26 protein-coding genes are annotated in these 24,193 nt (G+C 69.6%); 14 read left to right on the top strand and 12 right to left on the bottom strand.

The window, feature by feature from the left end:
• Positions 1 to 40 precede the first annotated feature (40 nt).
• Entirely contained in the window at positions 41 to 460 is a 420-nt protein-coding gene (locus AOZ06_RS11500; protein ID WP_054296578.1) for a VOC family protein, read from the top strand.
• The gene (locus AOZ06_RS11505; RefSeq protein ID WP_054289427.1) at positions 457 to 1,152 is read left to right on the top strand and encodes an SDR family NAD(P)-dependent oxidoreductase; all 696 of its coding nucleotides are present in this window, start codon (positions 457 to 459) and stop codon (positions 1,150 to 1,152) included. Before AOZ06_RS11500 ends, AOZ06_RS11505 begins: the two co-directional genes overlap by 4 nt.
• On the opposite strand, the gene AOZ06_RS11510 is transcribed toward AOZ06_RS11505, so the two are convergent.
• The 8 genes from AOZ06_RS11510 to AOZ06_RS11545 form a co-directional block, all read right to left on the bottom strand.
• Complete coding sequence (locus AOZ06_RS11510) at positions 1,137 to 2,642, bottom strand: carboxylesterase/lipase family protein (RefSeq protein ID WP_063810337.1); 1,506 nt, start codon at positions 2,640 to 2,642, stop codon at positions 1,137 to 1,139. The two genes, AOZ06_RS11505 and AOZ06_RS11510, sit on opposite strands and share 16 nt — an antisense overlap.
• Positions 2,643 to 2,668: 26 nt before the next feature.
• The gene (locus AOZ06_RS11515; protein WP_054289429.1) at positions 2,669 to 2,965 is read right to left on the bottom strand and encodes a hypothetical protein; all 297 of its coding nucleotides are present in this window, start codon (positions 2,963 to 2,965) and stop codon (positions 2,669 to 2,671) included.
• The gene (locus AOZ06_RS11520) at positions 2,962 to 3,714 is read right to left on the bottom strand and encodes a DUF899 family protein (protein WP_054289430.1); all 753 of its coding nucleotides are present in this window, start codon (positions 3,712 to 3,714) and stop codon (positions 2,962 to 2,964) included. Before AOZ06_RS11520 ends, AOZ06_RS11515 begins: the two co-directional genes overlap by 4 nt.
• The gene (locus AOZ06_RS11525) at positions 3,711 to 4,094 is read right to left on the bottom strand and encodes an ArsR/SmtB family transcription factor (RefSeq protein WP_054289431.1); all 384 of its coding nucleotides are present in this window, start codon (positions 4,092 to 4,094) and stop codon (positions 3,711 to 3,713) included. The genes AOZ06_RS11520 and AOZ06_RS11525 overlap by 4 nt, the downstream gene beginning before the upstream one ends.
• Positions 4,084 to 4,515 carry an SRPBCC domain-containing protein gene (locus AOZ06_RS11530; RefSeq protein WP_054289432.1) on the bottom strand — a complete coding sequence of 144 codons (432 nt, stop codon included), beginning with the start codon at positions 4,513 to 4,515 and terminating at the stop codon, positions 4,084 to 4,086. The genes AOZ06_RS11525 and AOZ06_RS11530 overlap by 11 nt, the downstream gene beginning before the upstream one ends.
• Before the next feature lie 70 nt (positions 4,516 to 4,585).
• Positions 4,586 to 7,045: an ABC transporter permease gene (locus AOZ06_RS11535; RefSeq protein ID WP_054289433.1), complete on the bottom strand. Its 2,460-nt coding sequence runs from the start codon at positions 7,043 to 7,045 to the stop codon at positions 4,586 to 4,588.
• A complete protein-coding gene (locus AOZ06_RS11540) occupies positions 7,045 to 7,839 on the bottom strand; it encodes an ABC transporter ATP-binding protein (protein ID WP_083471632.1) in 795 nt (264 codons plus the stop codon). Before AOZ06_RS11540 ends, AOZ06_RS11535 begins: the two co-directional genes overlap by 1 nt.
• Positions 7,840 to 7,913: 74 nt before the next feature.
• A complete protein-coding gene (locus AOZ06_RS11545) occupies positions 7,914 to 8,798 on the bottom strand; it encodes a hypothetical protein (RefSeq protein WP_054289434.1) in 885 nt (294 codons plus the stop codon).
• 250 nt (positions 8,799 to 9,048) lie between these two features.
• Here AOZ06_RS11545 and AOZ06_RS11550 point away from each other — a divergent pair, with 250 nt between their 5' ends.
• Positions 9,049 to 11,685, top strand: a complete 2,637-nt coding sequence (locus AOZ06_RS11550; protein ID WP_054289435.1) for a valine--tRNA ligase — start codon at positions 9,049 to 9,051, stop codon at positions 11,683 to 11,685.
• Positions 11,686 to 11,833: 148 nt separating this feature from the next.
• Here the strand turns inward: AOZ06_RS11550 and AOZ06_RS11555 are convergent, their stop codons facing one another.
• Positions 11,834 to 12,646: a helix-turn-helix transcriptional regulator gene (locus AOZ06_RS11555; protein WP_218921971.1), complete on the bottom strand. Its 813-nt coding sequence runs from the start codon at positions 12,644 to 12,646 to the stop codon at positions 11,834 to 11,836.
• A 119-nt stretch (positions 12,647 to 12,765) separates the two neighbouring features.
• Here AOZ06_RS11555 and AOZ06_RS11560 point away from each other — a divergent pair, with 119 nt between their 5' ends.
• Together AOZ06_RS11560 and AOZ06_RS11565 are read left to right on the top strand one after the other, a co-directional pair.
• Positions 12,766 to 13,194, top strand: coding sequence for a nuclear transport factor 2 family protein (locus AOZ06_RS11560; RefSeq protein ID WP_257721466.1), 429 nt, complete (start codon positions 12,766 to 12,768; stop codon positions 13,192 to 13,194).
• The gene (locus AOZ06_RS11565) at positions 13,191 to 14,018 is read left to right on the top strand and encodes a Rossmann-fold NAD(P)-binding domain-containing protein (protein ID WP_054289436.1); all 828 of its coding nucleotides are present in this window, start codon (positions 13,191 to 13,193) and stop codon (positions 14,016 to 14,018) included. Before AOZ06_RS11560 ends, AOZ06_RS11565 begins: the two co-directional genes overlap by 4 nt.
• Here the strand turns inward: AOZ06_RS11565 and AOZ06_RS11570 are convergent.
• The 3 genes from AOZ06_RS11570 to AOZ06_RS11580 are packed head-to-tail and all read right to left on the bottom strand — an operon-like array spanning position 14,011 to position 16,521.
• Entirely contained in the window at positions 14,011 to 14,412 is a 402-nt protein-coding gene (locus AOZ06_RS11570) for an NUDIX hydrolase (protein ID WP_054289437.1), read from the bottom strand. The genes AOZ06_RS11565 and AOZ06_RS11570 overlap by 8 nt on opposite strands.
• Before the next feature lie 7 nt (positions 14,413 to 14,419).
• Positions 14,420 to 15,814: a sensor histidine kinase gene (locus tag AOZ06_RS11575; protein WP_225954848.1), complete on the bottom strand. Its 1,395-nt coding sequence runs from the start codon at positions 15,812 to 15,814 to the stop codon at positions 14,420 to 14,422.
• An 8-nt stretch (positions 15,815 to 15,822) separates the two neighbouring features.
• Positions 15,823 to 16,521, bottom strand: coding sequence for a response regulator transcription factor (locus AOZ06_RS11580; protein ID WP_054289439.1), 699 nt, complete (start codon positions 16,519 to 16,521; stop codon positions 15,823 to 15,825).
• Positions 16,522 to 16,632: 111 nt separating this feature from the next.
• Between AOZ06_RS11580 and AOZ06_RS11585 the strand changes: the two genes are divergently transcribed.
• The 9 genes from AOZ06_RS11585 to AOZ06_RS58810 all read left to right on the top strand — a co-directional run bounded on the left by AOZ06_RS11585 (position 16,633) and on the right by AOZ06_RS58810 (position 24,166).
• Positions 16,633 to 17,967 carry a ferredoxin reductase family protein gene (locus tag AOZ06_RS11585; RefSeq protein WP_054296582.1) on the top strand — a complete coding sequence of 445 codons (1,335 nt, stop codon included), beginning with the start codon at positions 16,633 to 16,635 and terminating at the stop codon, positions 17,965 to 17,967.
• A 16-nt stretch (positions 17,968 to 17,983) separates the two neighbouring features.
• Positions 17,984 to 18,391: an FMN-binding protein gene (locus AOZ06_RS11590; RefSeq protein ID WP_054289440.1), complete on the top strand. Its 408-nt coding sequence runs from the start codon at positions 17,984 to 17,986 to the stop codon at positions 18,389 to 18,391.
• On the top strand, positions 18,391 to 19,149 hold the full coding sequence (locus AOZ06_RS11595; RefSeq protein WP_054289441.1) for an FAD:protein FMN transferase: 759 nt from the start codon (positions 18,391 to 18,393) through the stop codon (positions 19,147 to 19,149). The genes AOZ06_RS11590 and AOZ06_RS11595 overlap by 1 nt, the downstream gene beginning before the upstream one ends.
• Positions 19,038 to 20,522, top strand: coding sequence for a bifunctional tetrahydrofolate synthase/dihydrofolate synthase (gene folC, locus AOZ06_RS11600; RefSeq protein WP_083471633.1), 1,485 nt, complete (start codon positions 19,038 to 19,040; stop codon positions 20,520 to 20,522). The genes AOZ06_RS11595 and folC overlap by 112 nt, the downstream gene beginning before the upstream one ends.
• Entirely contained in the window at positions 20,519 to 20,890 is a 372-nt protein-coding gene (locus tag AOZ06_RS11605; RefSeq protein WP_054289443.1) for a DUF4233 domain-containing protein, read from the top strand. The genes folC and AOZ06_RS11605 overlap by 4 nt, the downstream gene beginning before the upstream one ends.
• Before the next feature lie 35 nt (positions 20,891 to 20,925).
• Complete coding sequence (locus AOZ06_RS11610; RefSeq protein ID WP_054289444.1) at positions 20,926 to 22,449, top strand: alkaline phosphatase D family protein; 1,524 nt, start codon at positions 20,926 to 20,928, stop codon at positions 22,447 to 22,449.
• 47 nt (positions 22,450 to 22,496) lie between these two features.
• Positions 22,497 to 22,907 (top strand): nucleoside-diphosphate kinase, encoded by a 411-nt coding sequence (ndk, locus tag AOZ06_RS11615; protein ID WP_054289445.1) that lies wholly within the window; start codon positions 22,497 to 22,499, stop codon positions 22,905 to 22,907.
• A gap of 436 nt (positions 22,908 to 23,343) precedes the next feature.
• On the top strand, positions 23,344 to 23,805 hold the full coding sequence (locus AOZ06_RS58805; RefSeq protein WP_218921972.1) for an SDR family oxidoreductase: 462 nt from the start codon (positions 23,344 to 23,346) through the stop codon (positions 23,803 to 23,805).
• Positions 23,792 to 24,166: a Rossmann-fold NAD(P)-binding domain-containing protein gene (locus AOZ06_RS58810; RefSeq protein ID WP_218921973.1), complete on the top strand. Its 375-nt coding sequence runs from the start codon at positions 23,792 to 23,794 to the stop codon at positions 24,164 to 24,166. Before AOZ06_RS58805 ends, AOZ06_RS58810 begins: the two co-directional genes overlap by 14 nt.
• The last annotated feature ends 27 nt before the right edge of the window (positions 24,167 to 24,193 follow it).

Raw genomic sequence — 24,193 nt, forward strand, 5'->3', positions numbered from 1 at the left:
GAATGTTGACATTGGGATGTTCGCGAGTCAAGGTGGTGACATGACCCGACCTGGATTCCATCTGGCCATTCCCGTCGACGACCTGGTCAAAGCCCGTGAGTTCTACGGCGGCGTGCTGAAGCTCGACGAGGGCCGTTCCGCGGACGCGTGGGTGGACTGGAACTTCTACGGCCACCAAGTCGTGACCCACGTCGTGCCCGGACCCCGCGCGGACTCCGGCCGCAACCCGGTCGACGGGCACGACGTGCCCGTCCCGCACTTCGGGCTGATCCTGCCGATCCCGGAGTTCCACGTACTGGCCGACCGGCTGCGCGCGGCCGGGACCGAGTTCGTGATCGAGCCGTACCTGCGGTTCGAGGGCGAGCCGGGCGAGCAGTGGACGATGTTCTTGCGCGACCCGGCGGGCAACGCGTTGGAGTTCAAGGCGTTCAAGGACGAGTCGCAGGTGTTCGCGCGGTGAGTGTTCGTCCTGGGAGCAGGGGAGTTCTGGTCACGGGTGGCTCGCGCGGCATCGGCGCGGCCATCGCGGGCGCGTTCCGGGACCAGGGCGACTCCGTCGTCGCCCTGTCCTCCGCGGACGCGGACCTCGCCGACCCGGCCGCCATCGAGCGCGCCGTCGCCAACGCGGTGGAAACCCTCGGCGGCGTTGACGTCCTGGTGAACAACGCGGGCCTGGTCGAGCTCGGCTCGTTGCCGGACCTGTCGTACGCGGACTGGCAGGCGATCTGGCAGCGGACTTTCGCGGTCAACGTGTTCGGCGCGGCCAACATGGCCTACTGCGTCGCCAAGCACATGATCGACCGGGGGATCAGCGGCCGGATCGTCAACGTCGGCTCCCGTGGCGCGTTCCGCGGCGAGCCGGACATGCCCGCGTACGGCGCCAGCAAGGCAGCGCTGCACTCGCTGGGTCAGTCCCTGGCGGTTTCCCTTGCGCCCCAAGGGATCGCGGTGACGTCGGTGGCTCCTGGCTTTGTCGCGACGGACCGGGTCGCCGACATGGTCACCGACGACGTCCGGCGGCAGAGCCCGTTCGGCCGGGTCGGGCGGCCCGAGGAGATCGCGGCGGCGGTCGTCTACCTGGCCTCGCCCGCGGCCGAGTGGGCCTCCGGCACGGTGGTGGACCTCAACGGCGCCTCCTACCTGCGCACCTGAGCAACCGAATCCCAGAAGTCGCAGTGATGAGTCGCGGCGAGGTCGACCCGTGCCGGATTCCGGCTGGTCAACGACATGGTCACCGGGTAGCGCGGCCACTCGCCGGCCGGCTGCCCGGTGCGGGCGAACCTGGTCCAGTAGTCGATCATGCGCTGCGACAGCGCTCCCTGCGGCTGGTCGTAGCCGGGGAACAGGTACGGCAGGTCGGACGCGTGTGGCGCGCCGGGCGGGAACGTCAGCCCGGGAACGGGCGGGCTGGGTTCGGCGAACTCGTAGGACCACGCGCGGAGGTCCTTGTTGCGTTTCGCCGTGGGGCACGCGAACACGACATCCGTGGTGACGGCTGCCCACGCCTGGCTCGGTGAGACGAAACGGCTCAACGGATACCGTTGCGCGACACGGCCCGCGTCTTTCCCGAACGCGTTGCCCAGCAGCGAATCGTACTGCCGAGGGGTGATGGGCTTACCCGCGAGGTCGTAGAAAACCGTTGCGGCGTAACTCATCTCGTTCTTCGTGATACCGGAGACGACGGCCACCTTGTGGATGTCGCCCGAGGAGATCGCGGCATCCGGGTCACGTGGCAGGACGGCGCTGCCGAAGGTCGGCGAGATGAACTCGCGGTGCTTGGTCAGCAGCTGCTCTGGGGACACCCGGCGCCGCATGCACGTGATGTCGGCGCATCCCAGTTCGTTGGCCACCCGGGCTCCGTCGGTCTCCCGCTGCGCCGTCGGCATCCACTGCGGGAACGACGGCACGCCGGGGAACATCGCTTCCGCCGGAACGGTGCCGGTGCAGGGCGCGCTCATCAGGATCACGCGTGCGAACAGGCCCGCCGCCGACGGCGACGCGAGGTGCCCGCAAATGCTCTTGCCACCAGCGGATTCCCCGACCAGTGTGACGTTGCCTCGTTCGCCGCCGAACCGGCTGACGTTGCGCTGCACCCACCGCATGGCGGCCTGCTGGTCCTCCATCGCGAACCCACCCGATCCGGGCAGCCCGGGATAGGCGAGCAGACCGAAGATCCCCAGCCGGTAGTTCGCGGTCACCACGACGACATCGCCTCGCACGGCCAGCCGGCGAGCGTCGTAGTCACTTCCGGCTTCCTCGGTGAAGCCGCCGCCGTGCAGCCAGAGGACCACCGGTTTCCTCGCCGCACCGCCACGCGGGACCGTGACGTTGAGAAACAGGCAGTCCTCGGCGGTGCTTGCTTTGTTTCCCTGCTCTGACGCCAGTTGGGCGCAGCGAGCGCCCGGTTTGGTGGCGTCACGGACGCCGCTCCAGCCGGCGGGCGGCCGCGGTGACCGCCACCGCAGCTCGCCCACGGGTGCGGCCGCGTACGGAATGCCTTGGAACAGCCGGTGATCCGCCGCTTCGACCCCTCGCAGCCAGCCGCTCTCGACACGCACCGAGTGCGTGGCCGACGCCGCTGGGACGGCCACCACCGTCGCCAGTGCGGCTGCCGTGGCGGCGAGCCTTGCCGCCCATCGCATGATCGAACCCCCTTGGACACGCTCCATCAAATCAAGTCAAACGTATCGGAATGCTCGACGTAGGGCAATACGGATATATTGAGAAGGTATCCACGCGGCGGACCCGCGGGGTCGGTGCCGCGTTCGTGGCCCAGCGCCTCGCCGACACGAACGACTCCTCGCCCAGAGCGGTGATCCGTGCCATCGCCGTCGAGCTGCTCTGCGTCGACGACCTGCACCGGAACGCTCTGCGCGTCGGCATGGCCTTCACCGCCCGCACTGGTCGACGGCGAGTTCGCGGCACGGCTGGTCGTCCTCGACGCCCACCTGGACCGGATCTTCACGACGTGAGGTCGTCGGACTTCCCGTCCTCGAGGCGTGACCACTGGGCGATCGGACGGCCGCCGGTCCGGATGCGTTCGGCGTTGCCCGTCCACGGCTGGGGCCAGCCGGTCGGCGAGTCCTCCCACGGCTCCTGCCGTCCGAACACGGTCAGATCCATCAGGGCGTAGCTGTAGTCCATGACCTCGACGCCGCGGTAGTTCGTCCAGTAGGTCTCGTACACGCGGTCGCCGTCACGCACGTAGCACACCAAGTGCATCAGGCCGACCTGTCGCCCGATGAGGAGCGCGTCGAGCGACTCCTCCGCCGAGTACCACGGCATCTGCCAGCCCATGAACTCGCGGTAGCGGACGCCTTCTTCGTACGGGCCCTGGCAGACGACCGCGTAGGTGATGTCGCGGGAATGCAGGTAGGACAGCTCCGCCACCTGGGTGGTGCACCACGTGCACCCCTCGCACTGGTCGGCGGCGCTGTGGCCGTGGTGCCACATGAAGTAGTAGACGATGAGCTGCTGACGCCCTTCGAACGCGTCGAGCAGGGTCACCGGTCCGGCGGGTCCGGTCAGCTCGAGGTGGCCGGGCACCTCCACCATCGGCAGCCGCCGCCTGGCTGCCGCGATGGCGTCGCCTTCCCTGGTGTGCGCCTTCTCCCGGACGCGGAGCTTGTCCAGTTCGGCCTGGAACGTCTCCCGGTCAACGACCAGGGGCAGCGCTTCGTCGGTGGTGTCGAGGTCTGCTGGCTCGTCGGTCACGACTGTCTCCTCTCGGGTGAAGCCGTGTCATCGCCCTCACCTGAATCAACGGCGCGATCGAGATGTTCCTTGAGCGCACCGAGCGGGTTGTCCCAGTCGCGGGCGAGCGCGGCGAGGAACTGCTGAGCCACCTGCATGGGCGCGGACTGCAGCCGGTAGCGCACCCGGCGGCGTTCGCCCGGCTGTGCCGTGACCAGTCCGGCGTCGGTGAGCAGGGTGATGTGCTTGCTGATCGCCTGCCGCGTGATCGGCAGGCGATCGGCCAGTTCGGTGACCGTGGCTGGGCCGCCCGCCGCCAGTGCGGCGAGGACGGCGCGGCGGCTCGGGTCGGCGAGGGCGACGAAGACCTGCTCGGCGATCGTCTCGATGTCAGGCGGCATTGAGGTAGTCGATCAGTTCGCCCAGCTCGCTCGCCCACCCCCTGGTGTTCCCGTCGTACGCCACGTCGTAGGTGCTGTCCGGGAGCTGGGCGAAACCGGCCTCGACAACGGTCAGCCGGGTTCCGGTGCCCGCCGGTTCCAGCGTGAACTCGACGTACGTGCGGCGCGGGTCGTCGTCGGGCAGCCCGTAGATCCGCCAGGTGAAGCCGAACACCGCCGGCTCCTCGACGCGCTCGATCCGCAGGTCCTGCGTGGACCCGTCGTCCCATTTCAGCTGACCAGCGCCGCCGGGGCGCAGGTCGATGGTGGCCGTGTTGCCGAACCACGTGCCGAGGCCCTCGGCGGTGGTCAGCGCGGCCCACACCTTGTCCGGTGCGTGCGCGATCTCGACGGTGCGTTCGATGCGGTCGGGAAAAGCCATCAGACCCTCCAGTGTGGCAACCAGTTGGTTGCCACACTATGTCACGGCGCCGCGTCCGGCAAAAGGGGCATCAGGCCGTGGCGATGGCCGCGAGGACATCCGTACGGGCCGCCCGCCGTGCCGGCCACAACGCGGCCAGCACACCGACCACCACCATCCCCGCCAAAGCGGCGGCGATGATCCCGTAGGGAACGGAGAACTCCCACAACGACTGGCCCATCATCGCGTGCTGCATGACCGCACCGAAGCCCACGCCGACAAGGATCCCGAGAACGCCGCCGTAAGCGCAGATCACGACGCTCTCGGTCCGGATGGCCCGGCGCACCAGCGGCCTGCCCGCCCCGACCGCGCGCAGGACACCGATCTCCCTCGTCCGCTCCATCACCGACAGGGCGAGCGTGTTGACCACACCGAAGGCGGCGATCACGATGGCCGCGCCGAACAACGCGTACATCAGCGACAGCAACAACTCGAAGCTCTCGGTCGCCTCCTTGATCACGCCCTCGCGATCGGTGACGACCACGTCAGGCCGGTCCTGGAACGCCGCCGCGACACCCGCGCGCACCGCCGTGGCGTCGGCACCGGTGGCGTACACGGTGGTGACGGCGGCGTCCCGGATCTTCGCCGGCACCGTCGCGACGTCCACATAGAACAGCGGCCTGCCTTCCATTCCCTTGTGCAGACCGATGATCGTGGTGGTGACCGACGTGACCGGGTCGAAGGTCAGCGTCACCTGGTCGCCCACCTTCGCGCCGATCATGGCCGCCTCGTTCTCGCCGACGACAGCGCCGCGGCGGACATCACCCGAGCCCTCGACGATCTCCGGCCGCACGACACCGTCGGGTTCGACGGCGGACAGCGTCGTACGACTGGTCGAACCGTTGTGCGTGACCTTGAGGAAGATGTAGCGATCCGCGGACACGCTTCGCACGCCCGGCACCGCCTTCACCTTGCCCAGCACGTCCGTGCCCAGCGCGACCCGGTCGACCGGGGACTGGACGACGGTCGCCGTCGCCGGGACCGTGGCGCGGATCGACGACGCGAGCATCGACGTGATCGACGACCCGAGCGTGGCGAACGCGCACACCAGGGCCAAACCGACCATCAGCGACGACGTCGTGGCCGCGGTCCGCCGTGAGTCACGCACCGCGTTGCGGATCCCCAGCCGGGTCGCCGGACCACCGCGGCGGCTCAGCACCCGGCCGACCGGGCGGAGCACGGCGTCCGCCAACGCCGGGGCCAGCAACAACACGCCGAGCCACGCCGCGATCCCGCCGCCCATCGACACGACCCGCTCGGTGGTCGACAGGTCGTTGCGCAGCGTCAGCGCCGTCGCGACCACGCCCGCCGCGACGGCGGCCAGACCGGTGATCGAACGCGCCCGCAGCGACCGTGGGGCGAACGAACCGTCCGTCCGCAGCGCCGCGACCGGCGGCACGGAGGCGGCTCGCCGTGCCGACGTGTACGCCGAGACCATCGTGACCAGCACACCGGCGGCGTACCCGATGAGGATGCCGGTGGGGGTGACCGTCAGCGAGATGGACTGCCCCTCGGGAGCGTTCACCACCAGCCCGAGCAAACCCATCCCGATACCCACGGCGACACCCAGCGTCGAACCGACGAACCCGAGCGCACCCGCTTCCAGCAGCACCGCACGGCGAACCTGGCGGCGAGTCGCCCCGATCGCGCGCATCAGCGCCAGTTGCCGCGTCCGCTGCGTCACCAGCATCGCGAACGTGTTGGCGATGACGAACATCCCGGCCAGCAACGCCACCGCCGCGAACCCGAGCAGGCCTTCCCGGCTGGACCGGGCCGACTCGTCCGCCCTGGCCCGTGCCTGCTCGGCGAGGTCCGCGCCGGTCGCGACCGTGCGCGTGGCGTGATCGACGAGCCCCCGCGCAGTCGCCGCGATCGCGTCCGCGTCCGCACCAGGCCGCACGGACAGTTCGACCTGTGCGTAGCGGTCACCCAGCACACCGGGATCGCCGAACGCCACAACCGGATCCGGCTCACCCAGCGACCGGTACGCGAACACCCCGGCGACCACCGCGTCGACCGAACGCCCGTCGGCCAGCAGGATCCGGGCCCGCTCCCCGATCCCGCGCCCGGCCGGCCCGGCCTGTGCCTCGGCGATGGCCACCTCACCCGGCGCCGGGGCTTTGCCGTCCTTGAGGACGAACCGGTCCGACGAATCCCACGCCGTCCCGGCCTGGTCCGGGCGCACACCGACGAGCTTGCCGTCCGCGCGGACCACACCGGCGTACCCGGAAACCACCCCGGAAGCGCTCGCCACACCGGGAATGCCCGCCAGCCGGTCCTGGTCGGCCCCGGTCAGTTCCGGCGCGCCCTCGACGATCCGCACCGACACACCGACGTCCTCGCGGACGCCCGCACCACGCGTCGTCTCGGCGGCCGAGTCCGAGACGACCCACGTCGCCACGACGAACGCCACCCCCAGGGTGATCGCGACGAGCGTCATCGCGACCCTTCCCTTGTGCGCGACCAGGTCACGCAGCATCGCGCGCACCATCAGGCGACTACCTTCTCGAGGTCCTTCATCCGGTCGAGGACACGCTCGGCTGTCGGGCCGGCGAGCTCGCCGACCACACGCCCGTCAGCGAGGAACAGCACGCGGTCGGCGTACGCGGCCGCCGACGGCTCGTGTGTCACCATCACGACGGTCTGGCCGAACTGGTCCACGCTGCGGCGCAGGAACCCGAGGACGTCCGCCGAGGCCTTGGAGTCCAGCGCACCGGTCGGCTCGTCGGCGAACACCACTTCCGGTTTGGTGATCAGCGCACGCGCGCACGCGACTCGTTGCTGCTGCCCGCCGGAGAGCTGGTTCGGCTTGTGCCCGAGCCGGTGCCGCAAACCGACACCGTCGATGACCGCGTCGGCGAAGGCCTGGTCCGGCCGCCGCCCGGCCAGGTCGAGCGGGAGCACGATGTTCTCCCACGCGGTCAGCGTCGGCAGCAGGTTGAACGCCTGGAACACGAAGCCGACGCGATCGCGCCGCAACGCGGTCAGTCGCGTGTCGGACAACGACGACGTGTCCGTGCCGCCGATGAAGACCTGGCCGCTGGTCGGCTGGTCCAGGCCCGCGAGGCAGTGCAGCAGCGTGGACTTGCCGGACCCGGACGGGCCCATGATGGCCGTGAACTGCTCGCGCGGGAAGCCGACCGTCACGTCGTCGAGCGCGACCACGCGCACGTCGCCTGACGACCCCGAGTCGTACACTTTGGACAGATCGCGGCCGTGGACCGCCGGGCTTGTGTTCGAAGTTCGCACACCGTAGACGGTCCAGGATCCGGCCCGGCGGCACATCTGACCCCGGGCAGATCTTGCGGCTCTGTCTCAGGGCGGACGCGGCACCACACCGTCAACCCCAGAGCTGACAGTCAGCCGCAGGTGCTCTTGGCGGGCAGATCGCTGCCGGGGTCGAAGTAGGTGGCGCGGTCCTTGCCGTTGCCGCTGTCCGGGTCCGCGCGCTGCTCGCTGACCGCGGGGGCCAGGTACCCGGCGCGCAACGCCTCACAACCCATGGAATAGGTGAAGCCCTGTGACCGGACCGGCCAGATACCCAGGCTGCTGGCGGCGTACTTGCCGGTCAGCACCGAGTAGTCGACGTCCCAGCGGTCGACGGCGACGATGTCCATCACGTCTCTGAGCTTCTTCGGCTCGTCGGTGGCGAAGGCGTACGCGAACACGAAGTTCGTGTGCACCACCAGTTCGCCCTGCCGCGTGCCCTGTTCGGCCCACATCCGGCCGCGCACCTTCGGCGCGGCGGGCAACAGCTTGTGCCCGCTGGCCAGCCTGGTGGCGTACGCGTGCGCTTCGTTGGGATCCGTGCTGAACACCGGCCGCATGTTCTTCTGCGAGTCCTTCGCCAGCAGCTTGAGGTAGCGCTCGACGTCGTGCTGTTCGAGGACCGCCCGGTCGAGCCGTGAGGTGATCACCGCCTGGCGCACCTTGGCGTAGGCGTCGCCGACCTGCTGCGCGGTGAACGGGCCGACAGCCTTCGCCGCCGGTACGACCACGCCGGCCTCGCCGTCCGGCCAGTCCGCGGCGGGCGTCCCGGTGTACGGGCGACCGAGGTCTACGTGAACCGGTGGGGCCGTCGCTGTCACGTCGACTGTTCTCGGCTCGGCCGTGCCCCGGACCTCGTTGAAAGTCACGATCCCCGCGATCACCGCTGCGCCGACGCTGAGCGTGGCGACCTTGGCGCGGTAGCGCTTGAGGAACGAGCGTGGTGAATCGGTGCCGTGTTGTGGGTCCTCGGGCATTTCTCCCTCGCGCGTGCTCGCGGAGAACAGGGTGCCCGGCAGCCCCGTGGATGGACATGCCAGGTCCACACCGGACCTGGTGAGCCTAGCCTGACCACGTTGCGTAAAACTAGTGGTTACGGGTAGTGGCCCGAATGCGCTGAGTCACAATGCGTGGTCGCTGGCGGCTGCTCGGGCCGACACGTCACCCATTCGTATGAGTGGGCATGCGCGTGAAGTCGCGTCGGCGCGGTTCGTAAACTCTGTCACCGTGACAGAGACAGCCATCCCCCAGGCAACAACCGATCTTCCGGCCGCGTTCGCGCCCGAGAAGGTAGAGGGACGGCTGTACCGGCGCTGGGTGGACGCCGGCTACTTCGAGGCGGACGTGACCTCGGACAAGCCGCCCTTCACCATCGTGCTGCCGCCGCCGAACGTCACCGGGCAGCTGCACATGGGACACGCGCTGGACCACACGCTGATGGACAGCATGTCCCGGCGCCGCCGGATGCAGGGCTACGAGGTGCTGTGGCTGCCCGGCATGGACCACGCGGGCATCGCGACCCAGAACGTGGTGGAGCGCTCGCTCGCGGAGAAAGAAGGCGTGTCCCGCCACGACCTTGGCCGTGACGAGTTCGTCGCGCGCGTGTGGGAGTGGAAGGACGAGTACGGCGGCCGCATCCTCGACCAGATGCGCAAGCTCGGCGACGGCGTCGACTGGAGCCGCGAACGCTTCACCATGGACGAAGGCCTGTCCAAGGCCGTGCAGACCGTCTTCAAGAAGATGTACGACGACGGCCTGATCTACCGCGCGGAACGGATCATCAACTGGTGCCCGCGCTGCCAGACGGCGCTGTCGGACATCGAGGTGGAGCACTCCGAGGACGAGGGCGAACTCGTCTCGATCCGCTACGGCGACGGCGACGAGTCGATCGTGGTGGCGACCACGCGCGCCGAGACCATGCTCGGTGACACCGCGGTGGCCGTGCACCCCGACGATGAGCGCTACAAGCACCTGATCGGCAAGGAGATCCCGCTGCCGCTGACCGGCCGCCGGATCCCGATCGTCGCCGACGAGCACGTGGACCCGGAGTTCGGCACCGGCGCGGTGAAGGTGACGCCCGCGCACGACCCCAACGACTTCGAGATCGGCCAGCGGCACGACCTGCCGTCGATCACGATGATGAACGAGCGCGCGGTCGTGACCGTGAAAGGCCCGTTCGAAGGCCTCGACCGCTTCGAAGCCCGGCCCGCCGTGGTCGCCGCGCTGCGCGAGCAGGGCCGGATCGTGGCCGAGAAGCGCCCGTACCTGCACTCCGTCGGGCACTGCTCGCGGTGCGACACGGTCGTGGAGCCGCGCCTGTCGATGCAGTGGTGGGTGAAGGTCGAGCCGCTGGCCCGCGCGGCCGGTGACGCCGTGCGCGACGGCCGCACGACCGTGCACCCGCCGGAGCTGGCCAAGCGCTACTTCGACTGGGTCGACAACATGCACGACTGGACCATCTCCCGCCAGCTGTGGTGGGGGCATCGGATCCCGGTCTGGTACGGCCCGGACGACGAGGTCGTGTGCGTCGGCCCGGACGAGCAGCCGCCGTCCGGCGACGGCTGGACCCAGGACCCGGACGTGCTCGACACGTGGTTCTCGTCGGGCCTGTGGCCGATCTCCACACTGGGCTGGCCGGACAGGACGGCGGACCTGGCGAGGTTCTACCCGACCAGCGTGCTGTGCACCGGCTACGACATCCTCTTCTTCTGGGTCGCCCGGATGATGATGTTCGGCCTGTACGCGATGGACGGCAAGCAGCCGTTCGACCAGCTCTACCTGCACGGCCTGATCCGTGACGCGCAGGGCAAGAAGATGTCCAAGTCGCGCGGCAACGTGATCGACCCGCTGGAATGGCTCGACCGCTACGGCGCGGACGCGCTGCGCTTCACCCTCGCGCGCGGCGCGAACCCGGGCAGCGACATGGCGCTGGCCGAGGAGTGGGCGTCCGGTTCACGCAACTTCGTGACGAAGCTGTGGAACGCCAGCCGTTTCGCGTTGATGAACGGCGCGACGACCGCGATCCCGGTGCCGCCGCGGGACACTTTGACCGACGCGGACCGCTGGATACTCGACCGCCTGGACACCCTGGTGTCCGATGTGGACGGCCTGTTCGACGACTTCCAGTTCGCCAAGGCGTGCGACGCGCTCTACCACTTCACGTGGGACGAGTTCTGCGACTGGTACCTGGAACTGGCGAAGGTCCAGATCGCCGAGGGGCGCGCGGAAGCGACCCGCGCGGTGCTGGGGCACGTGCTCGACGCGGTGCTGCGGTTGCTGCACCCGGTCATCCCGTTCGTGACCGAGGAACTGTGGACAGCGCTGACCGGCGGCGAGTCCGTCGTCATCGCCTCGTGGCCGTCGGCCGGCGGCGCTTCGGCGGACGCCGGCGCGGCGCGGCGGATCGAGGGCGTGCAGAAGCTGATCACCGAGATCCGCCGGTTCCGCAGCGACCAGGGCCTCAAGCCGGGCCAGAAAGTCAGCGCCCGCCTCGGCGGCCTCGACGCGGCGGGCCTCGCCGACCACCAGAGCGCCGTGGCCACCCTGGCCCGCCTGACCGCACCGGAAGAAGGCTTCACCGCAGGCGCCTCCCTGGAAGTCGCGCTGCCCGGTGCGTCATCGGTCGTGGTCGAACTGGACCTGTCCGGCGCGGTGGACGTCGAAGCCGAACGCAAGCGTCTCACCAAGGACCTCGCGGTGGCGCAGAAGGAACTCGCCCAGTGCGAGGGCAAGCTGAACAACCCGAAGTTCACCGAGAAGGCCCCGGCCGACGTGGTCGACAAGATCAAGGACCGCCGGGAGACGGCGCTGGCCGACATCGACCGGATCAACGCCCGCCTCAACGCCCTTCCTCTGGCGCAATAACGGGTATTGCCGCAGACCGGCCCGGCCGCCCTGTCGTCGACGGGCAGCCGGGCCGGTCTTGTCAGACCCTTGCGCAACCGGTTCCGCGCCCCGCAGCGTCGGCTGAGCGCGGAACCGATCTGGTTGCTGTGAACTGATCTGCGGGCGTCTACAGCTGGGCGAGGGCCGCGGCGCTGGGGCTGCCTGGTTCGGCGGTGTACATCACCAGTCGCAGGTCTGTGCCGGGCAGCAGCAGGGTTTGGCTGTCCAGTTCCAGCTCACCCAGTTCGGGGTGGCGCAAATGCTTGCGCAGTGTGGAGATCGGGCGCACATCGTGGTCGCGCCACCCGGCGGCGAAGTCCGCGCTGTGTGCGGCGAACTCGTTGACCAGTTCGCCGATGACGCGGTCGGCTGGGTGGCGTGCGCTGGCCGCGCGTAGCTGGGCAGCGGATTGACGGGCGAACTCGCCTTCCGCGCCCGCCGGGGCCGAGCACACCGTCCCGCCCAGGCGGATGGACAGGCGCACGGTGTTGCGGTCCTCGGCGGGCAGCAGGTCGAACCGGGTGATCAACGCGGCAGCCGCGGCGTTCCAGGCCACGATGTCCTGCCGCTCGCCGACCAGGTATGCCGGGATCGGCCCGAGGCGGTCGAGCAGACGCCGGGCGTCGGCTGGCACGCCCGCGTGAGCGGTATCCGGAGCGGGCGGCACCTGTCCGGCCAAGCGTGCGAGGTGTTCGCGTTCGGCCGCGGTGAGCCGTAGCGCCGTGCCCAGCGCGGCCAGCACCTCCGGGGACGGACGCGGCGCGCGGGCCTGCTCCAGCCGTTCGTGGTAGCTCACCGACATCCCCGCCAGTTCGGCCACTTCTTCGCGGCGCAGCCCCGGCGTGCGGCGGGCACGTCGGCCTCGTGCCGGGTCGGGCCGCAGCGCTTCCCGTCGGCGCCGCAGGAAGTCGGCCAGGTCGCCTCTGCTCACTCCACCCATGGTGGCACGGGCCGTTCCGGTTGGCCACGGACTGGCGGTCCGGGGCTCAGGCGGCCGTTCCCCCACGTCGCCGCACGACCGAACCTGGACTCGTCACCCGATCGAACACCGGAGGAAACGTGCCTGAGGAGACGTTCCGGCGCTTGCTGGATCTGTTGCTGGCCAAGGACATGGACGCCGTCGCCGACTTGTGGGCCGAGCACGGCGTCGGCGAGTTCCCCTTCGCGGCGGGGAATTCGCCGAAACACCTGGCCGGGCGGGAGGAGGTCCGCCAGTACCTGGCCGGGTACCCGGACCTGATGGACGTGCGGGACATCCCCGAGGTCACCGTGCACCACACGCGGCAGCCGGACACCATCGTGGTCGAGTTCACCGCGAACGGCCGGACAGTGCGCACCGGGGAGCCCTACCAGCTGGACTACATCGCGGTGATCACCGTTCAGGACGGCCTGATCACCCGCTACCGCGACTACTGGAGCCCATTGGCCACTGCCACCGCAGCAGGGACCCTGCCTGAGCTGCTCGACGCACTGCGCGCAGACCGATGACCGGTGTACTGGTGATCGGCGGCACCGGGAAGACCGGGAGCGCGTTGGTGGAACTGTTGCGTGGCAACGATGTCCCGGTCCGTGTGGGTACACGCAACCCGTCCGGCGGTGACACGGTCCGGTTCGACTGGAACGACCCGGCCACGCACGAGGCCGCGTTGCGCGGGATGGACCGCGTCTACCTCGTGCCCCCGCTGCTGAACGTGGACCCGATGCCGCTGGTCGGGCCGTTGCTCGGCAACGCACGACGCCTGGACATGCGAGTCGTGCTTCTCGGCTCCGCCATCGTGCTGCCGGACGCTCCCGGCGCGCTCGAACTGGACGCGCAGGTGCGTGCCCAGCCCGGGTGGACGGTGCTGCGACCGTCGGGATTCATGCAGAACTTCCTGCGCCCGCACCCACTGGGCGCGCGGATCCGTCAGCACGGGGAGATCCGCACCTCCGCCGGTGACGGCCGGCTGGGCTGGGTCGACGCACGGGACATCGCGGCCGCCGCGTACGCGGTGCTGTCCAATCCCGGCGAGCAACGTGAATACCTGCTCACCGGGCCGAAAGCGTTGAGCTACCCGGACACGGCGGCGATCATCACCGCCCACACCGGACGGCCGACACGGGTGGTGCACATCAGCACCGAGCAACAAGCGGCCAACTACCGCGCCGCGGGTATACCCGCCTCGTTCGCCACAGCCCTCGCCGCCATGGAGAACGGCATCAGGGCAGGCGTGGAGGACCGGGTCAGCACGTCCGTCCTGGACCTGACCGGCCGTCCGCCCCGCACCTTCGCCGAGTTCGTCCAGGAGCACGCGGACGAGTGGGTCAGGTGAGCCTGCCGTCGCCGTGCAGGTGGTCGAAGATGATCTGGTCGACCGCGGCGACCCGGTCGCGGTCGCTGTAGGTCAGCCACGCCACCTCGGCGATCTCGTTGCTCGCGGTGGGAGTGCCGTCGTGATCCGCCGTGTAGCAGGTCATCCGGACGAGCACACCGTCGGCTTTGCCGTGCGCCTGGGCCTGGAAGGTGCCCAGGTGGGCGGCGGTGGAGCGGTCGATGGTGACGGTGAGCTCCTCCATGATCTCCCTGGCGAGGGTGTCGATGTCGGTCTCGCCGGGCTCGCGTTTGCCACCGGGCAGGTAGTAGACGTCGTTGCCGCGGGACCGGGTGCCGAGGATCCGCCCGCCGGACAGGTGGATCCACGCGATCTTGTCGATGGTCGTCGTCACACCCCCATCATCGCCGATCACCCGGGTTCAGCGTGATGACGAACGTCGTGCGGCCCGGTTCGCTCGACAGGTTCACGGTTCCGCCGTGCGCGCTGACGATCGAGTGCACGATCGACAGGCCGAGGCCGGTGCCGCCGCCGATCGCGCGGCTGCGGGAGTCGTCGATCCGGTAGAACCTGTCGAAGATGCGGGCCTGGTGCTCCGGCAGGATCCCCGGCCCGGTGTCGGTCACGGTCACCACCGCGTCCGGGCTCACCGTCAGCTCCACCTCCGTGCCCGGCGGGGTGTGCCTGGCGATGTTCGCGAGCAGGTTGTCCAGGACCTGGCGCAGCCGCATCGGGTCGCCGTGGATCCGCACGCGGCTGGGCGCGTCGAAGTCCAGCGGGTAGTCCGGGTGCGCGGCCACGAACGCCTGCGCCGCCGCCGACGCGACCTCGACCAGGTCGGCTTCCTCCTGGCGCAGCGGTGTTTCCGAGTCCAGCCGGGCCAGCAGCAGCAGGTCGTCCACCAGCAGGCTCATCCGCTCGGTCTCCTCGCGGATCTTGGCCAGGTGCGCCTCGCGTTCGGCCGGTTCGTTCGCGGCGGCGTACCGGAACAGGTCCGCGTAGCCCCGGATCGACGTCAACGGCGTGCGCAGCTCGTGCGACGCGTCGGCGATGAACCGCCGTAGTCGTTGCTCCGCCGCTGTCCTCGCCGCCAGCGAGGCGTCGATGTGGTCGAGCATCACGTTGAACGACGTCCGCAGCTCCTCCACCTCCGGCCCGCCGCCCGCGCCGTTCGCGCGGACGGGCAGATGACTGGAGTCGGTCAGGTCATGGGAGGTGATGTCGTGCGCTGTCGAGGCCATGTCGCTCAACGGACGCAGACCACGACGGAGTACGAGCCTGCCCGCGACGACCAGGATCACCAGCGCCGCACCGAACGCGCTGATCGACACGATGATCAGCCAGCGGACCGTGCTGTCGAGGTCCGAGATGGGGGCCGCGCTGACCAGGAACACACCGCCGTCGATCTGGCACGCCCGCGCCCGGTACGGGCCCTGGTCGTGGATGAAGATCGTCTGGAAGGCGTGGTCTTCCTGCTTGGCCAAGGCTTCCTTGGCCAGCGCCACGAACTCGTCACGGTCCTGCGGCGGCGGCAGCGCGTTGTCGCCGATCTGCGTGACGGATTCGTTGCGCGGGTTGTACACCAGCTGCTGCCAGGTGTACGGCGCCTTCCACTTGCCGCGGAAGCCCGCTTGTTCCTTCTGGGTCTTGGTCATCAGCTCGTCCAGTTGCCGCGCCAGGTAGTCGCGGGTGCTGGTGGCGAGCACGGTGCCGACGATCCCGAAGACCACCAGCGCCAACACTCCCAGCGCGAGCGCCAGGCGGGTGCCGAGCGGGGTCCGTTGCCAGCGGTTCATCCCGCGGGTCATCCTGTGGGGCGCCGCACGACGTAGCCGACACCGCGGACGGTGTGGATCAGCGGTTCATGACCGTCGTCGATCTTGCGGCGCAGATGGGACACGACCAGTTCGACCACATTGGACCTGCCGCCGAAGTCGTACTCCCACACGTGGTCCAGGATCTGCGCCTTGGTCAGCACGGCGGGGGAGCGGCGCATCAGGTACCGCAGCAGCTCGAACTCCGTCGGCGTCAACGAGACCGGCTCACCCGCGCGCCTGACCTCACGGGTGTCCTCGTCCACGGACAGGTCGCCGACCTCCAGCACGGACCGCTTCCACGTCGGCCCGGTGCTGCGCCGCAACACCGCGCGCAGCCTGGCCATCAGCTCCTCCACCGAGAACGGTTTGACCAGGTAGTCGTCGCCGCCGCGGGTCAGCCCGGCGATCCGGTCGGCGGTCGCGTCCTTCGCGGTCAGGAACACCACCGGCACCATCGCGCCGCTGGAGCGCAGCCCGTCCAGCACGGTGAAACCGTCCACGTCGGGCAGCATCAGGTCCAGCACGACGATGTCCGGGCCGAAACTCGCCGCCTGGCGCAGCGCCTCCTCGCCGGTCCCGGCGGTGACCGCGTGCCAGCCCTCGTAGCGGGCGACGGTCGCCACCAGGTCGGCGATGTGCGGCTCGTCGTCGACGACGAGCAGCCGCACCGGGCTTTTCTTGTTCACATGTTCATGGTGCGCCACGCGCGCGCGTGCAGCGAGGCGGCCGGGCCGCCGATAGGAGATCGACAGGTTCACAACAGCACCGGCACAGGTTCGTTCACCAAGCTCTGTGCCATGACGACCCTGTCACTCACCCGGCCCCGGGCTCTGGCCCGGACCGGTCTGTACGCCGTGCTGGGCGCGAATGTCGCGCTCGTCACGGTGTTGTTCGCCGAAGCGGGCCCGTCGGCCGACCCGTTGATCTCGATCGGCCGCCTGTCCGGCATGTTCGGCGCGCTGCTGATGGCGTTCCAGCTCGTACTCGTCGCCCGGTTGCCGTGGCTGGACCGTCGCCTGGGGATGGACCGGCTGACCGGGCTGCACCGCTGGACCGGTTTCGGCGTGCTGTGGCTGCTGGTCGGGCACCTGGTGTTCATCGTCTCCGGGTACGCGGACCTGTCCGGCAGCGGCCCGGTCGGCGAGCTGGTCACGCTGGCCGGGACGACCGAGGGCGTGCTGCGAGCGATCGTCGCGTTCGTGCTGATCATGACCGTCGGTGCCGTGTCGGCCAGGGTCGCCCGGCGCAAACTGGCCTACGAGACCTGGCACTTCATCCACCTGTACACGTATCTCGCGGTGATACTGGCGTTCTCGCACCAGATCCTGTCCGGTTCGTCCTTCGTGGACTCGCCGTTCGCCCGTGCCTACTGGTGGGCGTTGTGGGGCGGTGCGCTCGGTGCCGTGCTGCTCGGCCGCGTGATCCTGCCGTTGTGGCGCAATTCCCGGCACCGGCTGCGGGTGGCCGCGGTCGTGCCCGAGTCCGACCAGGTCGTGTCGGTGTACATCACCGGCCGCGACCTCGGCCGGTTGCCCGCCAAGGCAGGGCAGTTCTTCATCTGGCGGTTCATGACCAAGGGCCGGTGGTGGGCGGCGAACCCGTTCTCGCTGTCCGCCGCGCCCGACGGGAAATCGTTGCGGCTCACAGCGAAAGCGCTCGGTGACGGCAGCGCGTCGCTGCGGCACGTCAAGCCCGGCACGCGGGTGTTCGCCGAGGGGCCGTACGGCGCGTTCACCGCGATGCACCGGACCAAGCAGAACGCGCTGCTGGTCGCCGGAGGTGTCGGTGTCACGCCGATCCGGGCGCTGCTCGAGGAAATCCGCGGCCACGTCGTCGTGCTGTACCGCGTGAACAACCAGGACGACGCCGTGTTGCTGCGGGAACTGCTCGAACTGGCCCGTGCCCGCGGTGCGGTGCTGCACCTGTTGCCGGGGCCGGTCACCGCCCGCGACGCCGACGGCAACCAGCTGCTCAGCCCCGGAAACCTGGCCGGGCTGGTCGGCGACATCGCCGACCGCGACGTGTTCGTGTGCGGACCGCCGCCGATGACCGCCGCGGTCATGCGCTCCCTGCGTGACCTGGGTGTGCCCCGCGAGCAGATCCACGCCGAACGTTTCAGCCTGGCCAGTTGAGAGGAACCCCGAGCACATGCGCAGAGCGATACCCGCCATCCTGCTGACCGCCGCCGGATTCGCGTTCGTGTGGCAGTACGAGCCGACCACGTCCGCACAGGCGGCGCTGCCACCCGCGACCACCGTCCCGTCATTGCCCGAGCCTTCCGGTGGGGGCACGGCACCGAGGACCGTCGACGGTTCCGCCGAGCGCAACAAACACGGCGTCGTCCAGGTCCAGGTCGTGTTCACCGGCGAGAAGATCACCGGCGTCAGGTTCCTCCAGCTGCCCGCCTCCGGACCGTCCAGAATGGCCGGTCCGCGGCTGGTCCAGGAAACGCTCAGCGCGCAGAGCGCGGACATCGACACCGTGTCCGGCGCCACCATGACCAGCCAGTCCTACATCACCTCCTTGCAGGCCGCGATCGACGCGAAAGGCGCATGATGACTGTGACCGCTGTACGCCAGCTGATGGGCCTGCCGATCTCACTGGACCTGCGGGACGGCACCGAGGACGACGCCGAGCGCGTCTTCGCCTGGCTGCACGAGGTCGACCTGAGGTTCAGCCCGTTCCGCATGGACAGCGAGGTGACCAGGTACGACGAGGGCCGGATCGGCGACGACGAGATCAGCGACGACCTGCGGCACGTCCTCGAGCTGTGCCGGACGTACGAGAGCCAGTCCGGCGGCGCGTTCAAGGCCAAGCTGCCCGGTCGCGGCCTCGACCCGAACGCGGTCGTGAAGGGCTGGGCCGTGCAGCGGGCAGCCGGGATGCTGCGCGCCGCCGGAGTCACCCGGTTCTGCATCAACGCAGGTGGTGACGTGGTCACAGCCGGTGAACCGGCCGACGGTGAGCCGTGGCGCGTCGGCATCCGCCACCCCGGCGACAGCCACGAGGTGTGCGCGGTCGTCGCCGTGCGCGACGGCGCAGTGGCCACGTCAGCGGCCTACGAACGCGGCAACCACATCATCGACGGCCGCACGGGCATGCCCGCGTTCGGCCTGCTCAGCATGACCGTTTTCGCCTTCGACCTGGCCACCGCCGACGCGACCGCGACAGCCGCGTTCGCGATGGGCGTCGACGGCGTGGAATGGGCGGTCGAGCAGCCGGGCTGCCTCGTGCACGCGGTCGACTCGAACTACCGGGTGTTCCGATCCCCGCAGCTGCCGGTCCTGACTCAGGGGACGCGGGCACCGCACTAGACTCGGTCGGCGTGACCGATCCCGACGCGCTGCAGGTTCTCCGTGAAGTCGAAGCGGAGCTCGACACCCGCTGGCCGGAGACCAAGATCGCGCCGTCGCTCGAGCGCGTCAAAGCCCTGATGGACGTGCTGGGCAACCCGCACCGCGGCTACCCCGTGCTGCACGTCACCGGTACCAACGGCAAGACGTCCACGACCCGGATGATCGACGCGCTGCTGAGCAGGATCGGCCTGCGCGTCGGCCGGTTCACCAGCCCGCACCTGCAGGTGGTGACCGAGCGGATCGCGATCGACGGCGCCCCGATCAGCCCGGAGCGGTACGTCGCGGCCTACCGCGACCTGGAGCCGTACGTGTCCATGGTGGACGACGCGAGCGACGTCCGGATGAGCAAGTTCGAGGTGCTCGCCGGGATGGCGTACGCGGCGTTCGCCGAGGCGCCGGTCGAGGCCGCGGTGGTGGAGGTCGGCCTCGGCGGCGGCTGGGACGCGACCAACGTCGTCGACGCGGAGATCGCCGTGATCGGGCCGGTCGCCGTCGACCACGTGGACTACCTCGGCCCGGACATCACCGGCATCGCGCGGGAGAAAGCCGGGATCATCAAACCGGAGTCGATCGCCCTGCTCGCCGAGCAGCGGCCCGAGGTGATGCAGGTCCTGCTGGAGCGCGTGGCCGAGGTCGACGCGACAGTGGCCCGGCAGGGCTCGGAGTTCGCGGTGCTCAACCGGGATATCGCGGTCGGCGGGCAAGTGCTGACGCTGCAAGGCCTCGGCGGCGTCTACGACGACATCTTCCTGCCGCTGCACGGCGCGCACCAGGCGGACAACGCGGCCCGCGCGCTCGCGGCCGTCGAGGCGTTCTTCGGCGCGGGCGCCGACCGGCAGATCGACGTCGAAGCGGTCCGGCAAGGCTTCGCCTCGGTCGTCGTGCCCGGCAGGCTGGAGCGGATGCGTTCCGCGCCAAGCGTTTTCATCGACGCCGCGCACAACCCGCACGGCGCGGCAGCGCTGGCTTCGGCGCTGGAGGACGAGTTCGCGTTCCGGCGGCTGGTCGGTGTCGTCGGCATGATGGCCGACAAGGACGCCAAGGGAATCCTCGAGGCGCTGGAACCGGCGGTCACCGACATCATCCTGACGCGCAACACCTCGCCGCGCGCCATGGACGTCGACGAACTGGCCAGCATCGCGCAGGACATCTTCGGTGACGAGCGGATCGTGGTCGAACCGCGGCTGGACACCGCGCTGGAAACAGCGGTGCAGCTGGTGGAAGAGGTCGGCGACCCGAACGAGCCGCTGGCGGGCGGCGGGATCGTGGTCACCGGGTCCGTGGTGACCGCGGGCGAGGCCAGGACACTCTTCGGGAAGGTCCCCGCATGACGGCTCCCAACCCCATGAAGGGCTTCCGCGGTGTGATGGCGGGCGCCCTCATCATCGAGGCGATCGTCGTCGCGCTGGCGCTGCTCGTGGTGCACCGCACCGGCGGCGGGCTCGCGTCGTGGAAAGGGCTGCTGGTCGGCGGGATCGTGCTCGGCCTGATCGTCACGTGCGGCCTGCTGCGGTACGCGTGGTCGATGTACGTCGTGCTCGCCCTGCAACTGGCCATGCTCGGGAGCTTCTTCGCGGTGCCGGAACTCGGCGTGCTCGGACTGATCTTCGGTCTGGTGTGGACGTACCTGTTCTGGCTGCGCCGCGACGTGGCCAAGCGAATGGCAGAGGGACGTCTGCCAAGTCAGCAGGAGCGTTAACGTTCCGTTCGTCTGCCCGGGATACAACGCCCCACATGGACAGAAGAACAGTACTGCGTGCCGGTGCGGCCGGTGCCGGATTGCTTGTCGCCGGAGCACTTCCGGCAGGTGCCCAGTTACGCCGTGACCGTCCCGTGCTCACACACGGTGTGCAGACAGGTGACGTGACCACGGACGGTGCCCTGGTGTGGACGAGGGCGGACCGTCCGTCGCGGATGCTGGTCGAGGTGTCGCACGACCCGTCGTTCCGTTACGCACGACGCCTGCGCGGCCCCGTACTCACCCCGGACACCGACGGCACAGGCAAACTGCGTGTGCGCGGCGTCCTGCCCGGCTGCGAGACGTACTACCGCGTACGCGCCGAGGACCTCGACGGCAGGACCACGAGCGAACCGCTGACCGGAAGCTTCCGCACCGCTCCGCTCGGTTACTCCGACGTGCGGTTCGCCTGGTCGGGTGACGTCGCCGGGCAGGGCTGGGGGATCAACCCGGACATCGGCGGCATGCCGGGATTCGGCGCGATCGCCGACCGCAAGCCGGACTTCTTCCTGCACAGCGGCGACACCGTGTACTCGGACGGCCCGTTGGCCGAGAAGGTCACGCTGCCCGACGGCAGGGTGTGGCGCAACGTCGTCACCCCGGAGAAGAGCAAAGTCGCGGAGACACTGACCGAGTACCGCGGCCAGTTCGCGTACAACCTGCTCGACCAGAACGTGCGCAGGCTGGCGGCGTCGGTGCCCAGCATCGTCCAGTGGGATGACCACGAGGTCACCAACAACTGGTATCCCGGCGAGGTCCTGGACCTGCCGCAGTACACCGAGAAGCGCGTGGACGTGCTGGCACAGCGCGCGTTCCAGGCGTTCCACGAATGGCAGCCGGTCGACAAGGCCCGCGCGGTCGACGGCCGCGTGTACCGCAGCTTCCGCTTCGGCCGCCGCGTGGAACTGTTCGTGCTGGACATGCGGACCTACAAGGACAAGAACACCGCGCCGAAGGACGGTGTGGGCCAGATCCTCGGCGCGCGCCAGGCCCGCTGGCTCGCCGACTCGCTGGCCCGCAGCCAGGCGACGTGGAAGATCGTCGCGGCGGACCTGCCGATCGGCCTGACCGTGCCGGACGGCGACGGCATCGAAGGCGTGGCCAACAGCCTGCCCGGCAAACCCGGCGGCCGGGAACACGAGATCGCGTGGGTCCTGCGCACCCTGGCCCAGCGACGCGTGCGCAACGTGGTGTGGCTGACCGCCGACGTGCACTACACAGCCGCGCACCACTACTCCCCGGACAGGGCAGCCGTCGGCGACTTCGACCCGTTCTGGGAGTTCGTGTCCGGGCCGCTGCACGCGGGTGCGTTCGGCCCGAACACACTGGACCCGACCTTCGGCCCGGTGGCGGAGTTCGTGCACGCCCCGCCGGCCGCGAACACGTCGCCGCTGCTGGGCTACCAGCACTTCGGCGAGGTGTCGGTGGACGGCAGGAGCGGCGAGCTGACCGTGTGGCTGCGCGACGGCCGCGGCACCTCGCTGTGGACCAGGACATTGCGGCCGGAGCGGGACCGTTAGTCTGCTGGCATCTCTGTGAAAACCCGCACGAAGGAGTACGGACCGCTGTGAGCGAGCGCACCCTTGTCCTGGTCAAGCCCGACGGTGTGAGCCGCGGCCTGGTCGGAGAGGTCATCTCCCGGATCGAGCGCAAGGGCCTGAGCCTGGTCGCGCTCGAGCTCAAGCACGTGAGCAAGGAGCTGGCCGAGCAGCACTACGCCGAGCACAAGGAGCGGCCGTTCTTCGGCTCGCTCGTCGAGTTCATCACCGGCGGCCCGGTCGTCGCGATCGTCGTGGAAGGCGTGCGCGCGGTCCCCGCGTTCCGCCAGCTGGCCGGCGGCACGGACCCCGTCGAGAAGGCCGCGCCCGGCAGCATCCGCGGCGACTTCGGCACCGAGGTGCAGTACAACCTGGTGCACGGCTCGGACTCGGCCGACTCGGCCAAGCGCGAGATCGACCTCTGGTTCCCGAACCTCTGAGGCCCGCCACGAGTGCGTGCGAACAGACTGGTTCGCACGCACTCGCCACGCCCCGCACCGACGGTTACTCCGTCAAATCAGGTTGTCCGCAACCGACCAGGAGCGTGGAGGTCTCGCCTAGTCGGTGTGAACGACAGCCAGCCCAAGACGACCAGCCCGCAAGCCAAATCAACCCCGAGCAGCCAGCGCAAGCCGAGCCAAGCCACAGCGGCGAGCGCGGAGACTGGCAGGAGCACCCACGCCCGAAACCCACCAAAGATCCGGAGCGCACAGCCTCCTGCCCAGAGGCCAGCCCCCGGCGAGGGAAAATCTTGTTCCGTGCGAACACCGTCGAAGCACCCGGCACACCAGATACCGACCGGGACAACCCCGATAGCGCACCGGGTGAAAGACAAAAGAAGCAGGACAACACAAGCCCACGGCAAATGGTTGACCGGTGAAGAGGAACAGCGTCCAGGTTGGTTCGGTTGGCCACGGTTATGTCGAGATCCTGGTTCTCGGTGGCACTGGCAAGACCGGGCGGCGGGTCGGGGCGGGATTGCGCGAACAAGGGCTGGATCCGCGAGTGGTGTCCCGCTCAACCCCGGAGCGCTTCGACTGGTCGGACGACACGACGTGGGAGCCGGTCCTCCAGGACGTCGAAGCCGTCTACGTGGTGAACGAGGGCACGGACAGGTTGCCGGAGTTCACCGAGCTGGCAGCGGGCAGCGGTGTGCGGCGGCTCGTGCTGCTGTCCGCCCGGGTGTGGGCGGAGATGGGGCGGGATCTCGCTGACGAGCGGGTCGTCGAGCAGTCCGGTGCGGAGTGGACGATCCACCTGGTTCAACCAGAACTTCACCGAGGACGCCGGGGTCGCCGAGCCGATCAAGGGCGGCGCGGTCCGGTTGGCGACCGGTGACGGCGAGGAGCCGTTCATCGACGTCCGGGACATCGCCGACGTCGCCGTGGCGACGCTGACGGAGCCAGGTCACGCGGGCAAGCGCTACGAGCTGTCCGGGCCGAGGCTGCTGAGCTGGGCCGAGGCTGTCGAGGAGGTCGCGCGCGCCACCGGGCGAGCCATCACCTACACCCCGATCACGCCTGAGCGGCAACGCGCGGACTTCGTCGCACGGGGCTTCCCGCCGCAGGCTGTCGACGTCTTCCTCGCCTTGTTCGAGCACATCCGTGAGCACCGCGCCGAGTGGTTGTCCGACGGAGTCCAGCAGGTTCTCGGCCGTGCACCACGTGACTTCCGCGACTACGCGAAATCCATCCGCTGATTGTCGGTGGGTGCGGCTATCGTGCCT

Source organism: Kibdelosporangium phytohabitans (assembly GCF_001302585.1).
GTDB classification, from domain to species: domain Bacteria; phylum Actinomycetota; class Actinomycetes; order Mycobacteriales; family Pseudonocardiaceae; genus Kibdelosporangium; species Kibdelosporangium phytohabitans.